13 protein-coding genes and 2 pseudogenes are annotated in these 13,741 nt (G+C 64.0%); 11 read left to right on the top strand and 4 right to left on the bottom strand.

Annotated elements, in window-relative coordinates; genetic code table 11:
• Window positions 1-38: 38 nt before the first annotated feature.
• The 4 genes from clsB to KUL93_RS07950 are packed head-to-tail and all read right to left on the bottom strand — an operon-like array spanning window position 39 to window position 3,611.
• The gene (clsB, locus tag KUL93_RS07935; RefSeq protein ID WP_217126534.1) at window positions 39-1,220 is read right to left on the bottom strand and encodes a cardiolipin synthase ClsB; all 1,182 of its coding nucleotides are present in this window, start codon (window positions 1,218-1,220) and stop codon (window positions 39-41) included.
• A 10-nt stretch (window positions 1,221-1,230) separates the two neighbouring features.
• The gene (locus KUL93_RS07940) at window positions 1,231-1,977 is read right to left on the bottom strand and encodes an endonuclease/exonuclease/phosphatase family protein (RefSeq protein WP_170141342.1); all 747 of its coding nucleotides are present in this window, start codon (window positions 1,975-1,977) and stop codon (window positions 1,231-1,233) included.
• 14 nt (window positions 1,978-1,991) lie between these two features.
• The gene (gene nadA / locus KUL93_RS07945; protein ID WP_217126535.1) at window positions 1,992-3,143 is read right to left on the bottom strand and encodes a quinolinate synthase NadA; all 1,152 of its coding nucleotides are present in this window, start codon (window positions 3,141-3,143) and stop codon (window positions 1,992-1,994) included.
• A 15-nt stretch (window positions 3,144-3,158) separates the two neighbouring features.
• A complete protein-coding gene (locus KUL93_RS07950; RefSeq protein WP_217126536.1) occupies window positions 3,159-3,611 on the bottom strand; it encodes a rhodanese-like domain-containing protein in 453 nt (150 codons plus the stop codon).
• A 164-nt stretch (window positions 3,612-3,775) separates the two neighbouring features.
• Here KUL93_RS07950 and KUL93_RS07955 point away from each other — a divergent pair, with 164 nt between their 5' ends.
• From KUL93_RS07955 to KUL93_RS08000, 11 genes and pseudogenes are all read left to right on the top strand, one after another.
• Window positions 3,776-4,921: a cation diffusion facilitator family transporter gene (locus tag KUL93_RS07955; RefSeq protein ID WP_217126537.1), complete on the top strand. Its 1,146-nt coding sequence runs from the start codon at window positions 3,776-3,778 to the stop codon at window positions 4,919-4,921.
• A gap of 147 nt (window positions 4,922-5,068) precedes the next feature.
• The gene (gene glnA / locus KUL93_RS07960) at window positions 5,069-6,478 is read left to right on the top strand and encodes a type I glutamate--ammonia ligase (RefSeq protein ID WP_217126538.1); all 1,410 of its coding nucleotides are present in this window, start codon (window positions 5,069-5,071) and stop codon (window positions 6,476-6,478) included.
• Window positions 6,479-6,603: 125 nt separating this feature from the next.
• Window positions 6,604-7,062 (top strand): DUF4124 domain-containing protein, encoded by a 459-nt coding sequence (locus KUL93_RS07965; protein ID WP_217126539.1) that lies wholly within the window; start codon window positions 6,604-6,606, stop codon window positions 7,060-7,062.
• The gene (gene glnL / locus KUL93_RS07970) at window positions 7,040-8,131 is read left to right on the top strand and encodes a nitrogen regulation protein NR(II) (protein ID WP_217126540.1); all 1,092 of its coding nucleotides are present in this window, start codon (window positions 7,040-7,042) and stop codon (window positions 8,129-8,131) included. The genes KUL93_RS07965 and glnL overlap by 23 nt, the downstream gene beginning before the upstream one ends.
• Complete coding sequence (locus tag KUL93_RS11595; protein ID WP_217126541.1) at window positions 8,128-9,957, top strand: sigma 54-interacting transcriptional regulator; 1,830 nt, start codon at window positions 8,128-8,130, stop codon at window positions 9,955-9,957. Before glnL ends, KUL93_RS11595 begins: the two co-directional genes overlap by 4 nt.
• Window positions 9,958-9,989: 32 nt before the next feature.
• Window positions 9,990-10,373, top strand: coding sequence for a type II toxin-antitoxin system RelE/ParE family toxin (locus tag KUL93_RS07980; protein WP_217126542.1), 384 nt, complete (start codon window positions 9,990-9,992; stop codon window positions 10,371-10,373).
• On the top strand, window positions 10,357-10,680 hold the full coding sequence (locus tag KUL93_RS07985) for a helix-turn-helix domain-containing protein (RefSeq protein WP_217126543.1): 324 nt from the start codon (window positions 10,357-10,359) through the stop codon (window positions 10,678-10,680). Before KUL93_RS07980 ends, KUL93_RS07985 begins: the two co-directional genes overlap by 17 nt.
• A gap of 67 nt (window positions 10,681-10,747) precedes the next feature.
• Window positions 10,748-11,182, top strand: coding sequence for an RNA polymerase-binding protein DksA (dksA, locus tag KUL93_RS07990; RefSeq protein WP_249419364.1), 435 nt, complete (start codon window positions 10,748-10,750; stop codon window positions 11,180-11,182).
• Window positions 11,183-11,262: 80 nt separating this feature from the next.
• Window positions 11,263-12,588, top strand: a pseudogene (gene cysS / locus KUL93_RS07995) (cysteine--tRNA ligase); the annotation flags it as partial.
• 369 nt (window positions 12,589-12,957) lie between these two features.
• Window positions 12,958-13,107, top strand: a pseudogene (locus KUL93_RS11810) (CysS/YqeB C-terminal domain-containing protein); the annotation flags it as partial.
• Between the two features lie 11 nt (window positions 13,108-13,118).
• Complete coding sequence (locus KUL93_RS08000; RefSeq protein ID WP_217126545.1) at window positions 13,119-13,679, top strand: glycosyltransferase; 561 nt, start codon at window positions 13,119-13,121, stop codon at window positions 13,677-13,679.
• Window positions 13,680-13,741: the final 62 nt, after the last annotated feature.

Consider the following 13,741-nt stretch of genomic DNA (forward strand, 5'->3'; position numbering starts at 1 on the left):
CTTCCCTTCTGCGACGAGACGCAACGATTGTAACCCAATCACCCCTCCATCTCGCGACGAATGCCCGCCCAGCCGATCGCCAGCCGCACCCCCCAGAGCACCACCCAGCTCGCCATCCGCTGATACCACGGCAGCCGCCGCACCCGCTCCAGCGTCAGCGCCTCGGCCCCTTCCGCCACCGCCTGCGTGATGCGCTGCCGCAGCTCCTCAGCCAACGCCGGATCGTCCACCCACGCGTTCGCCTCGCGCGCCAGAAACAGGCTGAACGGATCGATATTGCTCGACCCCACCGTCGCGTACCGGTCATCGACCACCGCCACCTTCGCGTGCATCATCGCGCGGGTGTATTCGTAAAGCGCGATCCCATTTTCCAGCAACCACGGATAGAGGGAGCGGGTGGCGTAGTGCAGGATGGGATGATCCGAAAGACCTTGCAACACCAAACGCACCCGCACCCCCCGTTGCGCGCACGCCTCCAGCGCACGGCGAAAGCGCCGCCCTGGGAAAAAGTAGGCACAGACGATCCACACCTCCTGCTGCGCGGTCGCCAACGCGTTGAGATAGCTCTGCTCGATCGCATGCCGGTGGCGAAACGAATCGCGCAACACCAACGCCGCGCGATGCGGCCCCGCTTGAGCTACCGCAAACGGCGGATCGCGCGGCACCACCACCCGCCCCCGCCGCGACGCCCACGCCACCAGCCGCCACAACCGCGCCATCGCAGCGCGCACCTCCGCAGCCACTGGCCCTTCCAACCGCACGGCGAAATCCCAACGCGGATAGCGGGGGTTTGGCTCAGGTTGCCGTCGAAAATCTGAAACGATATTGATCCCGCCAACGAACGCCTCCACCCCGTCGCGACACGCCAATTTGCGGTGCAAACGCCGCATCCGGTTCGGACGCCACCACCGCCCGCCAGACGCCAGTGGCCGATAGACCTGCACCGCCACGCCCGCAGCACGCAAGCGCTCGGCATGGTCACGAACGAATTCGAGACTGCCAAAACCGTCGACCAGAAGGCGCACCATCACCCCGCGCTGCGCCGCGCGCACCAGCGCCGCGATCACTGCGGAACCGACCTCGTCGACCTCGAAAATATAGGTTTCCAGCCAGAACTCGACCTGTGCGCGGTCGATCGCCGCGATGAGCGCCGGGAAGAACGCCGCCCCATTTTCCAGCAGCGTTACCTGGTGCCCGGAACGAAACGGCGCAATCGTCACAACCAACCGCCTACGCCACCCACGCCAGCCGCGCCAACAGCGGCAGATGGTCGGAGAGCCGCGACCACGGCGCGCGTCGCAACACCTGCGCATCGAGTACGGCGAACCCACGCACATAAAGCCGGTCGAGGCGGCCAAACCGCCACCCACGCGCCGGATAGGTGCGTAACGGCCGCTTCAACCCCGCATCCACCCGCTGCAACCCCAACGGCGCCGCGAAACGCAGGCACGCGGCACGCTCCCAATCGTTGAAATCGCCACCGACGATCACCGGCCGCCCCTCCGGCACAGCGGCCACCAGCTCGCGCAGCCGCGCCAACTGCCATTGGCGCCAACGGTGTCGCAACCCCAAGTGAAGGGAAAAGAGATGCACGCGCTGCGCGCCCATTGCCACCACCACTTCGAGCGCCCCACGCGACTCCCACCGCGGCGCAGCCGAGAGATCGTGGTTACGCTGCGCCACGATCGGAAAACGCGAAAGCACCGCATTGCCATGGTGCCCCGCCACGGTGAAGCGGTTTGCCCCGTACGCCACATACGGCCACGCCCCTTCCGCCAAATAGCGGTGTTGCGGCACGTGCTCGCGCGCAGCCCGCTCGGGATCGAAGAGCGCCCCGCGCACCTCCTGCAACAACACGAAGTCGGGTGCCACGGCGCGCAACGCCTCGCGCATCGCCGCAATCGTCACCCGCGTGCGCCACGGCGCCCACCCCTTGTGGATGTTGTAGGTCAGAACCGAAACGGTTGGTGGCGTCACCGCGTTCGGCAACCTCAACCGACCGCCAGCATCCGATCCAGCGCCACCCGTGCCCAGTGCGCCACGGACTCCGGTACCTGGATGCGGTTCACCACGACCCCGTTGGCCAGATTCGCCAACGTCCACGCCAGATGCTGCGGGTCGATGCGCTGCATCGTCGAACACATGCACACCACCCCGCCCATGAAATGGACCACCTTCTCTTCAGCCGCCATCTCCTCGGCCAGGCGGCTCACCAGGTTGAGCTCGGTCCCCACCAGCCACTTCGTGCCCCGCGGTGCTTCGCGGATCGTCTTCTGAATGAATTCGGTGCTCCCGACATAGTCGGACTTCAAGCAGACCTCGAGCGAACACTCCGGGTGCGCAATCACGAAGCCATCGGGGTACTTCGCTTTCCAGCGGTCGATCTGCTGCGGCGTAAACATCTGATGCACCGAACAGTGTCCTTTCCACAGCAGAATCTCGGCATCGCGAATCGCCTCTGGGGTCAGCCCCCCATAGGGCAGATCGGGGTCCCACACCTTCATCTTCTCGAGCGCAATCCCGCGCTTATAACCCGTCCATCGCCCCAGATGCTGATCCGGGAAGAAGAGGAGCTTCGGCCGCTCCTTGAGCGCCCAATCGACGATCTGCGGCGCGTTGGTCGAGGTGCACACGATCCCGCCATGTTGCCCACAAAACGCCTTCAGGTCGGCCGCGGAATTGATATAGGTCACCGGTGTGTAGGTCTGTTCCGGGTCGTCGCCCAACACCTCGCCCAATTCGCGCCACGCGCGGGTCACCTTGGGCAGGTCGGCCATATCGGCCATCGAGCAACCGGCAGAAAGGTCGGGCAGAATCGCCACCTGCTGGGGCTTACTCAAAATATCGGCCACTTCGGCCATGAAATGGACGCCACAAAAGACGATATACCGCGCATCGGTCTGCGCTGCCAACCGCGCCAACTTCAACGAATCGCCGGTGAGGTCGGCATGACGATAGACGTCGGCCCGTTGATAGTGGTGACACAAAATCACCGCGTCGCTACCCAGACGCTTGCGCGCCGCGACGATCCGATCGTGACACGCCGCGTCGCTCAAATGAGCGAATTCCGCGAACGGAATCACCTCGCCCCCCAAATTTTCCGGTTCGACAGCCGGCTCCAGCGTCTGCTCGAATGCACGCATCACACTGTCCTCGCGTTACGGCGAAAGCCACGGCAACCCGTGGAATTTCCACCCCCCCACGGTGCCGCGATGGCCTTCGGCATCTTTGTCGCCTTCGAAACCTTCCAAAATATTATAAGCGCTTGCATACCCGGCCGCCGCCGCAGCGCTCGCCGCATGGTGCGACCGCGCCCCAGAGCGGCACAAAAAGAGCACCACCGCCTCCGGGTCGACCTGTCGGCGCAATTGGGTCAAAAAATGGGGGTTCAGCGTCATCTCCGGGTAGGTCACCCACTCGATCTCCACTGCGCCGGGCACGCGTCCCACCCAATCCCATTCGGCGCGTGTCCGACAATCGACAAGTACTGAGCCGGGTATCCCGCGCCAGACCGCGTACGCCTCAGGCGGTGTGAGCGCTCCGGCATACGGCAACCCCAGTTCCGTGCGCCGCCGCCCCGCCGCTGCTAAAATGTCGTGCAGTTCGCTCATCGTTGCCTCCTACTGTGTCGCACCCGATCATACCCCCGAATCCTGCTCCTGAAAAAGAGACTGCGCCCAGGGAAAAACCTTCTCAAACCCCACCCCCCGCGGCAACGCCCACCATCGGCCCAACCCCACGCAGCCAGAAGGTCGCGCGCGCCAGCGTCACCGCCATGGCAACGAACGCCACGCTCGCGCTCCTCCAGATCGCAGTCGGGTTGTTTGCCAACGCATTCAGCTTGGTTGCCGACGCGTTCCACACCCTTGCTGACCTCACCACCGACGCGCTGATCGCGTGGGCGAGCCGTCGCGCCGGCGCCCCGCCCGACGCCGACCACCCCTACGGCCACGGTCGGTTGGAAACGGTGGCAAGCCTTGCGCTTGGGGCGGTCCTCGTCGGCGTCGGCGGCGGCTTCGTCTGGGCCGCTGCGCAACGCTTGCAAAACACCGAAACGCTCCCGGCGGTCACCTACCCGGCGCTTGTCGTCGCCCTCCTCGTGCTCGCCAGCAAAGAGGGGCTCTATCACTGGCTCAAACGGCAAGGAAAGCGGCTCAACGCGCCAGTGCTCGTTGCAGCAGCGTGGCACGCCCGCTCGGACGCCGCCTCGTCGCTTGTGGTCGCGCTTGGCATCGGCGCAAGCCTCGTCGGCTACCCGGCGCTCGAGCCGATCGCCGCAGCGATCGTCGGGTTCCTCATCGCGTCGATGGGCGTGCGCTTTGCCTACCGCGCGCTTACCGAACTCATCGATACCGCGCTCGAACCCGAGCAGGTCGCCGCGATTGCCGAAGCGATCCGCACCACCCCTGGCGTCGTCGACCTCCATGAATTGCGTACCCGTCGCATGGGCCACCAGGCGCTGGTCGATGCCCACGTCCAAGTGGCGCCGCGGCTTACCGTCTCCGAAGGGCACCGCGTCGCCGAAAAAGTCATCGCCCGCCTCAAAACCCGTTTCCACGACGAACACGCACTCGCAATCGGCGACGTCACCATCCACATCGACCACGAACCGGACCAAGCCCCCGACGCCCCCGCGCACGGGCCCGCACCAGAACGGGCCGAACTCCTCGCTGCGGTGCGCCATGCTCTCGGCTTTCCCGCGTTCGCCACCGAATGGCTCCAGATTCACTACCTCAACGGGCGGTGCGAACTCGACCTGTTCCTACCCCATCCCGTCCCCGATGCGTTGCGCCCGTTCGTCGACGACCCCGCGCGCCGCCAAGAAGTAGCAACCCTACTGTGTCGCCTAACCCCTTGCATCCAATCGGTGCGCTGGTACCTTGCGCTTGCACCAGAATCGTGCAACAATGCACCAAAATAATGCAAATGTTGCACCAAATACCATCCACCGGGCCCCAAAACAGGGCCCAATCCGCCGCCTCTGCTTGCGCCAAAAAGTGGCACAATCTTTGCTTGAAAGATACCCACTCTTTTTTCCGTTTTTCTCTCACCTCTTTAGGAGCCCTTCATGAACGTTGATGATGTCATGCGCCTTGTCTCGGAAAACGACGTCCGTTTCGTCGACCTGCGCTTTACCGATATGCGCGGCAAAGAGCACCACACCACCATTCCGGTGAGCATCTTCAAAGAAGAGCTCTTCGAAACCGGGCAACCCTTCGACGGCTCCTCGATCGCCGGTTGGAAAGGGATCCAAGCCTCCGACATGATCCTGCTCCCCGACCCGGCCACCGCGTACATCGACCCCTTCTTCGAAGAGACCACGCTGGTGCTTACCTGTGACGTGATCGAACCCGCCGACGGCAAAGGGTACGACCGCGACCCACGCTCGATCGCCAAACGCGCCGAAGCCTACCTCAAATCGACCGGCCTTGGGGACACCGCCTACTTCGGTCCCGAACCCGAATTCTTCATCTTCGACTCGGTCGAATGGTCGGTCGACATGTCTGGCTCCTACCTCAAAATCTTCTCCGAAGAGGCCGCCTGGGCCACCGCAGAAAAATTCGAAGGGGGCAACAAAGGGCACCGGCCGCGCGTCAAAGGGGGCTACTTCCCCGTCCCGCCGGTCGATAGCCTGCACGACCTGCGCGCTGCGATGGTGCTCACCCTTGAAGCGATCGGCATCCCCGTCGAAGTCTTCCACCACGAAGTCGCCAACGCCGGCCAGTGCGAAATCGGCACCAAATTCAACACCCTGACCCGCCGCGCCGACTGGACGCAGACCCTCAAATATGTCGTCCACAACACCGCGCACCAATACGGCAAAACCGCCACCTTCATGCCGAAACCGATCGTCGGCGACAACGGCAGCGGCATGCACGTCCACCAGTCGGTGTGGAAAGATGGCCAGAACCTCTTTGCCGGGAACGGCTACGCCGGGCTCTCCGAATTCGCGCTCTACTACATCGGCGGCATCATCAAACACGCCCGTGCGCTCAACGCCCTCACCAACCCCACCACCAACTCCTATAAGCGGTTGGTGCCCCACTTTGAAGCGCCGGTGAAACTCGCCTACTCGGCCCGCAACCGCTCGGCGTCGATCCGCATTCCCTATGTCGCTAGCCCCAAAGCGCGCCGCATCGAAGCGCGCTTCCCCGACCCCTCCGCGAACCCCTACCTGGCGTTTGCCGCGCTCCTCATGGCGGGGCTCGACGGCGTGCAAAACAAAATCCACCCGGGCGACCCGGCAGACAAAAACCTCTACGACCTGCCACCGGAAGAGGACGCGAAGATCCCCACCGTCTGCCACAGCCTCGACCAAGCGCTCGAAGCGCTCGACGCAGACCGCGAATTCCTCACTCGGGGCGGCGTCTTCTCCAACGACTTCATCGACGCCTACATCGACCTCAAGATGGAAGAGGTGCAGCGGCTGCGCATGACCACCCACCCGGTGGAATTCGACATGTACTACAGCGTGTGAGCAAAAGGGCAACCAAAGCTGGGGACCTTTTCCCAACACCCCGCGCGGCCACACCCGCCGCGCGGCGGTGTCACCCCGCTACCCCACTGGGATCTATCTTCCCGCATCCCGTTTCGCGCACCCCCATGCGCTGTTGCTCCAATGCGCACACCCACCCGCTGGCCATCGCACTCCTCTTGGCGCTCGCCCTTGCCGCCGCCGCACCTCCCGCCCATGCGGCACTCTGGAAGTGCCAGACCGAAGCGGGCGAAACCCTCTACACCAACGACGTCAAAACCACCCGGGGCAAACGGTGCCAAAGACTCACCGTAGCGCCTACCACTACCTCGCCCCGCCCGTCGGCATCCTTGCCAAGCGTAACGCCACCGCCCTCGCACCCAGACACCACCCGCCTCACTCCTCGTGACGATCTGCGCCACCGCATCCTGCAACACGAATACGAACAAGAAGCCGCGCAACTCGAACGGCTACTGCGCGAACACCAAACCGCGTCGGCCGACGGCAAAACCCTGCTCCAGCCGCGCATCGAACGCCACCGCCGCAACCTCGAAGCGATTCGCCGTGAACTCGACCGCCTTCGCTGATTCCCCTCCTCAACCAGCGGCAAACCCCGCCGTGCTCGACGAACTTACCACCGCCGTGCTCCTCCTCGACCGCGCGCAACGCATCTTGTTTGCCAACGCTGCGGCCGAACAACTCCTCAACCGCAGCCGCAAACAGCTCGCAGGCCAACCGGTCACCGCCGTGCTCGGCAACGCCCCGGCCCTCACCCAAGCGCTCGATGCCGCCGCCCGTTCCGGCTGGTTCTACACCACCGAAACCCTCCTCACCCCGCCAGACGGCGACCCGTGGCGCGCCGACCTCACCGTCAGCCCGCGGCACACCCCCCCCGGTTTCCTCATCGAACTCAAAGCAGTCGACCGCCAGCGCGCTACTACCGAAGCCGAACAACGAGAGCGGCTCCACCACGCCATCCACGAAATGGCCCGCACCATCGCCCACGAAATCAAAAACCCGCTGGGAGGCATCAAAGGGGCGGCGCAACTCCTCACCCTCGAACTGGCGGGCACGCAACACGCCGAATACGCCGAAGTCATCGCCCGCGAAGTCGACCGGCTCCATGCGCTCCTTACCCGCCTCACCGCGAACCACCAACAGATTCACCTCCACCCCACGGATCTCCACCAACCGTTGGAGCAGGCGCGGCGCCTCATCGCCGCCGAATACCCCAACCTCAAATTACAACGCGACTACGACGTCAGCATCCCGCCGCTTTTACTCGACTCCGCGCGGCTTGTCCAACTCCTTCTCAACCTCCTCAAAAACGCCGCGCAAGCGATGAACGGCCACGGCGTCGTCACCCTCAAAACTCGCATCGCCCGCCAAGTCACGCTCGGCAAAAAACGGTGGCGCCTCGCTGCCCGCATCGACATCAGTGACACCGGCCCTGGCATCCCCGACGACCTCAAAGAACACCTCTTCTACCCGCTCGTCACCAACCGCTCAGGCGGCAGCGGCCTAGGGCTTGCGATCGCGCAAGAGATCGCCCACGAACACGGCGGCGCGATCACCTTCACCACCGGCCCCAACGGCACCACCTTCACCCTGCTCCTGCCCATCCCCGACGTCCCGTCCGCGGAGGAACCCCGATGACCCAGCCAAGCGCTTCGACCGCTCCGAACGCAGCGACGTCCGCCTCCCGCTTGCGCCCGCTCGCGCACGAAATCTGGATCGTCGACGACGACGACGCCATCCGCTGGGTTCTGGACAAAGCGCTTGCGCGCGCTGGGCTCCCCCACCGCACCTTCGCCAACCCCAAAGCGGCGCTCGCCGCCGCCGAAACCGCGCCGCCCCTGGTCCTCGTCACCGACGTCCGCATGCCCGAATACGACGGCTACGCCCTCGTCACCGCCCTCAAAACCCAACACCCCGAACTCGTCGCGCTCCTCATGACCGCCTACTCGGACCTCGACGCCGCCGTGCACGCCTTCCAAGTCGGCGCATTCGAATACCTCCCCAAACCCTTCGACGTCAATGACGCCGTCGCACTGATCACCCGCGCCTGGCAAACCGCGCAACAGCGCCTCGCACCGTTCGACCCGGCCCCGCCCGCGCCCCATACCCACCCCACCGCCGCGCCCACTCGCGATGCCACCGCACCAGCCAAAGAGCCCCCCTCGGTAGCGGCACCCTCGGAACTCATCGGTGCTTCGCCTGCGATGCAAACGCTCTACCGCGCCATCGGCCGCCTCTCCACCTCGCACGCCACCGTCCTCATCATCGGCGAAACCGGCACCGGCAAAGAACTCGTCGCCCGCGCCCTCCACCGCCACAGCCCGCGCGCCAACGGCCCCTTCGTCGCGATCAACACCGCCGCAATCCCGCGCGACCTCCTTGAAGCCGAACTCTTCGGCGTCGAAAAAGGGGCCTACACCGGCGCCACCACCGCCCGCCCCGGACGCTTCGAAGAAGCGCACGGCGGCACCCTCTTCCTCGACGAAATCGGCGACATGCCGCTCGAACTTCAAACGCGGCTCCTGCGCGTCCTGGCACTGGGCGAATTCCACCGCCTGGGCGGACGAGAACTCAAAAAAGTCAACGTCCGCATCATCGCCGCCACCCACCAAAACCTCGCCGCCAAAGTCGCTGAAGGCACCTTTCGCGAAGACCTCTACCACCGCCTCAACGTCATCCGCCTCACCCTACCGCCGTTGCGCGACCGGCAAGAAGACATCCCACTTCTTGCCGAACACTTCCTGCGCCGCGCCGCGCACCAACTCGGCGTCGAACCCAAACGGCTTACCGCCGAAGCGCTCGCGTGCCTGGCCCGTTACCCCTTCCCTGGAAACGTCCGCGAACTCGAAAACCTCTGCCACTGGCTCACCGTGATGGCCCCAGCAGCCACCGTCACCCCAGAAGATCTGCCCGAAACGTTCCGGCCATCCCCCCCGCAACCCGCCCCGTATCCCACCCTGCATTCCACCCCGCACCCCTTTCCGCCCGAGCCCCCAGCTCGACACCCCGCCACCGCGACCGCAACACCGCTCAAAGCGCCGCTGGAAACGGCTCACCAACCACTGCTGGAAACGCCCCACCAACCAACCCCCCACCCTGCACCCCCCCCAGACGCCCACTACCCTTCCTCTTCCCGCGAGCCGGCTGCACCACCCACCCTAGCCAACGCCTCTGCACACCCAACGCCACCCGATTGGCAAGCGGCGCTCGCCGCCACCCTTCCCAGCCCCCACCCCACCGCCCCCAACTGGCAAACGCTGCTTGCGGAAACGGTTCGCACCCTCCTCGCGCAAGCCGAAACCACCCCACCGGACACCCCGCTCTACACCCAACTGCGCGAAGCGTTCGACGCCTGCATTCTCGCTACCGCCCTAGCCCACACCCAGGGACACAAGCAACGGGCCGCGCAACTCTTGGGCGTGAGCCGCAACGTCTTTGCGCGGAAACGCAAAGACTCCAATTGAGCATCTGCACCACTAAGTGTTATAGTTAACCGATGCAACGAGTCTTCAAAACCCGCCATTTCAGTCGCTGGATGCGAAAGACTGAGCTAACCGACGATGCGTTATGTAGCGCCGTGCGCGAAATGTCACAGGGATTGATCGACGCAGACCTTGGCGGCGGAGTGGTCAAAAAGCGGGTGGGACTCGCAGGTCGCGGCAAACGGAGCGGTGCCAGAACACTCGTCGCCACAAACAAGAGCAATTTATGGTTCTTCGTATTCGGTTTTGAGAAGAATGAGCGGGCCAACATCAGCACTGAAGAAAGAGAAGCGCTACAGACCCTTGCTCAAGATCTGTTATCCCTCACCGACAAGGAGCTCGATGTCGAGGTAGAAGACGGATCACTACAGGAGATTTGTCATGACAACCAAAACTAAAGCCAAAAGCCGAATCCTGGAAGCTGTCCACGAAACAGCAACAGACCTGTATCGCTTGGGATTTATCGACCAGCGTAAGATGCGCCAATACGACGCCCTCTGTCTTGAGCCAATTCCCGAGTACGACAGCGAAAAAATTCGCTCCCTGCGTCATCGCTACCAGCTCAGCCAAGCTGTGTTGGCGTCGTTACTCAACACCAGTTTATCCACTGTTCGCCAGTGGGAACAGGGTGAAAAACACCCCAGCGGTCCTTCCCAGAAACTTCTCAACTTGCTCGATCGCAAAGGCATTGAAGCCCTGATCTGAATGAGACACGAAAGATAAGGTACAATCCCCACCTTACCCCGCAACCAAACGGGAAGAGGAGAACCCTATGGACCTCAGCAACAAACCGGCCGATTTGCCCACCGTCGAAGAGCTCCTCGCGATGCCCGAAGAGGAGTACATGAACGAACGGCAACGTGCATTCTTCCGCTGGCTGCTCCTTGAAGAAAAGCGCAAACTCATGGAAAACGCGCAACAAACCACGCAGCACCTTGCGGAAGAGAACGTCGCCACCCCGGATTGGACCGACCGCGCCACCATCGAAGAAGAACAAGCGCTCGAACTGCGGGTGCGTGACCGCGAACGCAAACTCATGAAAAAGATCGACGAAGCGCTCAAACGCATCGACGAAGGCACCTACGGCTACTGCGAAGAGACCGGAGAGCCCATCGGCCTGAAACGCCTCCTCGCGCGCCCCACCGCCACCCTCTCCATCGAAGCGCAAGAGCGCCACGAACGGATGGAAAAACTGCGCGCCGGGTAGCGCCGCGCCCACCCTTCGTGAGCCAGCGCCGCGTACCCCTCCCCCACGAACCGCTTTGCCCACCCATGCCCGTTACGCCGATGCAGATCACCCTTCACGACACCCGAACCCGCAGCGACCGCCTTTTCACCCCGGCCGACCCCAACCGCGTCACGCTCTACGTCTGCGGCCCCACCGTCTACAACTACATCCACATCGGCAACGCCCGTCCTGTCGTCGTCTTCGACACCTTCGTGCGCCTCCTGCGCCTTGCTTACCCCACCGTCCGCTACGCGCGCAACATCACCGACGTCGACGACAAAATCAACGCCGCTGCCGCTACCGAAGGCATCCCCATCCGGCAACTCGCCGAACGCTACGCCCAAGCGTTTCACGAAGACATCGCCCAGCTTGGCACCCTTCCCCCCGACGTCGAACCCTACGCCACCGACCACATCCCGGAAATGATCGCCCTCATCGAGCGGCTGATCGCCCGCGGCCACGCCTACATCACCGAAGGGCACGCCCTCTTCCACGTCCCTTCAGACCCCTCCTACGGCTGCCTCTCCCACCGCCAGCGCGACGAAATGATCGCCGGCGCCCGCGTCGAAGTCGCCCCGTACAAAAAAGACCCTGCCGACTTCGTCCTCTGGAAACCCTCCCCGCCCGAACTCCCCGGCTGGGACTCCCCGTGGGGGCGCGGCCGCCCCGGCTGGCACATCGAATGCACCGCGATGATCGCCAAACACCTGGGGCTACCCATCGACATCCACGGCGGCGGCCAAGACCTCATCTTCCCCCACCACGAAAACGAAATCGCCCAAGGCTGCTGCGCCCACGGCCTCACCGAATACGCCCGCTACTGGATGCACAACGGCTACCTCACCATCGCCGGCGAAAAAATGTCCAAATCGCTCGGCAACTTCCGCACCGTGCGCGAACTCCTCGCCCAATACCCGGGCGAAGTGATCCGCGCCGTACTCCTTTCGGGCCACTACCGCAAACCCCTCGACTTCACCCCCGAAGCGCTTGCGCAAGCCGCCCGCGCGCTCGACCGCCTCTACACCACCCTTGCGCGCACCGCGCAAATCCCCCCCGCCGCAATCGACCTCACCGCATGGGGGCGCACAATTGGCCTTACCGAAACGCGCATCGAGCAACTCACCCAACGATTCGGCCCCACCCACACCCCGTGGGACGCCACCCACGGCCCGAACCTCGCTCCGACACTCCCGGGCCTTGGCGCCCACCCAGCGGTCGTTGCCGCGCTGGCGAACGACTGCAACACCCCAGCAGCCCTTGCGGCGCTCCACGAACTCGCCGCAGAACTGCGCGCCCAACCCACGCCGGAGCGCAAAGCCGCGTTCCTGGCCAGCGCCGAACTCCTCGGGCTCCTCTACACCGGCCTTCCTGCGTGGCGGCAAGGGCTCACCGCCTCCCCATCCGCGGCCACCGCGCCCCACAAAGAACTAGCCCCACCCACAGCAGCGCCCAGCCAGCGCCCCCACACTCCTGGCGCATCGGCAGCGCAACCCCACCCAACCACACCGCCAACCGCAGGCACGGGTACTGCCGGCGCCTACCCCACAAGTACCGCGGCGGGTGCCGCAGGCTCCAATCCCACGGACGCCGCGAGCCCTGCTGACGTCGGCCCCATGAGTGCCACAGGCGCCTACGGCTCCAATCCAACGGGCTCCGCGAACACTGCTAGCCCCTCCCCCATGAGTGCCTCAGGCGCCGCGAGCACCGGCCCCGTTTCGTCCGCCCCCCTGACCTTCCCCCTCACTCCAGAAACCATCGAAGCGCTCATCGCCGAACGGGCCGCCGCCCGCAAAGCGCGCGACTTCGCCCGCGCCGACGCGATCCGCGCGCAGCTCCTCGCTGCCGGCATCATCCTCGAAGATACCCCCACCGGCACCACCTGGCGGCGGAAGCTCACCAAATAATCGCGCGCACCATGACTGTAACGGTCTCCATTGTCAGCCATGGCCATCACTCTTTGCTCCCCCCTCTCCTATCCGACATTGCCGACTGTCCAGAAGTAGAACACCTGATCCTCACCCTCAACCGCCCCGAACCCATTCCCACGCTCCCCCAGCCACTAGCTCACCGCACCACCCTAATCCTCAATTCCACTCCCAAAGGGTTTGGTGCGAATCACAATGCTGCTTTTGCCCATTGCCGCACCCCATACTTCGCGATCCTCAACCCCGACCTCCGACTCCCCCACAACCCTTTTCCCACGCTATTAGCCACCCTTGCAAACAGCGGCGCAGCCATTGCCTCACCCTCGATACTCAACCCCTCTGGCGCAATTGAAGACCACGCCCGTCATTTCCCCACGGTAAAATCGCTGCTCAGGAAACTTTTTCGACAATCTGACGACCGATACCGATACACCTTTCACACGCCTCCCTTTCCCCCCCAATGGCTTGCGGGAATTTTTCTTTTGGTTCGCCATGACGCTTTTGCCGCACTTAAGGACACGCTGAACAAATCAGCATTTGACTGGAAATGAGCGAGACTGACCGTATCCCTTCGACATTCACACCTCGGTGGGCAAGAAATGTCTTTTTTGCC

The sequence above is a fragment of the Hydrogenophilus thiooxidans genome, assembly GCF_019049855.1.
Classification (GTDB): domain Bacteria; phylum Pseudomonadota; class Gammaproteobacteria; order Burkholderiales; family Rhodocyclaceae; genus Hydrogenophilus; species Hydrogenophilus thiooxidans.

What these genes read in the sequence shown, in the direction of transcription:
- glnA (WP_217126538.1), top strand. Translation starts at nt 5,069, where the DNA reads ATGAACGTTGATGATGTCATGCGCCTTGTCTCGGAAAACGACGTCCGT.
- KUL93_RS07980 (WP_217126542.1), top strand. Translation starts at nt 9,990, where the DNA reads ATGCAACGAGTCTTCAAAACCCGCCATTTCAGTCGCTGGATGCGAAAG.
- KUL93_RS07950 (WP_217126536.1), bottom strand. Translation starts at nt 3,611, where the DNA reads ATGAGCGAACTGCACGACATTTTAGCAGCGGCGGGGCGGCGGCGCACG.
- KUL93_RS11595 (WP_217126541.1), top strand. Translation starts at nt 8,128, where the DNA reads ATGACCCAGCCAAGCGCTTCGACCGCTCCGAACGCAGCGACGTCCGCC.
- KUL93_RS07965 (WP_217126539.1), top strand. Translation starts at nt 6,604, where the DNA reads ATGCGCTGTTGCTCCAATGCGCACACCCACCCGCTGGCCATCGCACTC.
- KUL93_RS07955 (WP_217126537.1), top strand. Translation starts at nt 3,776, where the DNA reads ATGGCAACGAACGCCACGCTCGCGCTCCTCCAGATCGCAGTCGGGTTG.
- nadA (WP_217126535.1), bottom strand. Translation starts at nt 3,143, where the DNA reads ATGCGTGCATTCGAGCAGACGCTGGAGCCGGCTGTCGAACCGGAAAAT.
- KUL93_RS07985 (WP_217126543.1), top strand. Translation starts at nt 10,357, where the DNA reads ATGACAACCAAAACTAAAGCCAAAAGCCGAATCCTGGAAGCTGTCCAC.
- KUL93_RS08000 (WP_217126545.1), top strand. Translation starts at nt 13,119, where the DNA reads ATGACTGTAACGGTCTCCATTGTCAGCCATGGCCATCACTCTTTGCTC.
- dksA (WP_249419364.1), top strand. Translation starts at nt 10,748, where the DNA reads ATGGACCTCAGCAACAAACCGGCCGATTTGCCCACCGTCGAAGAGCTC.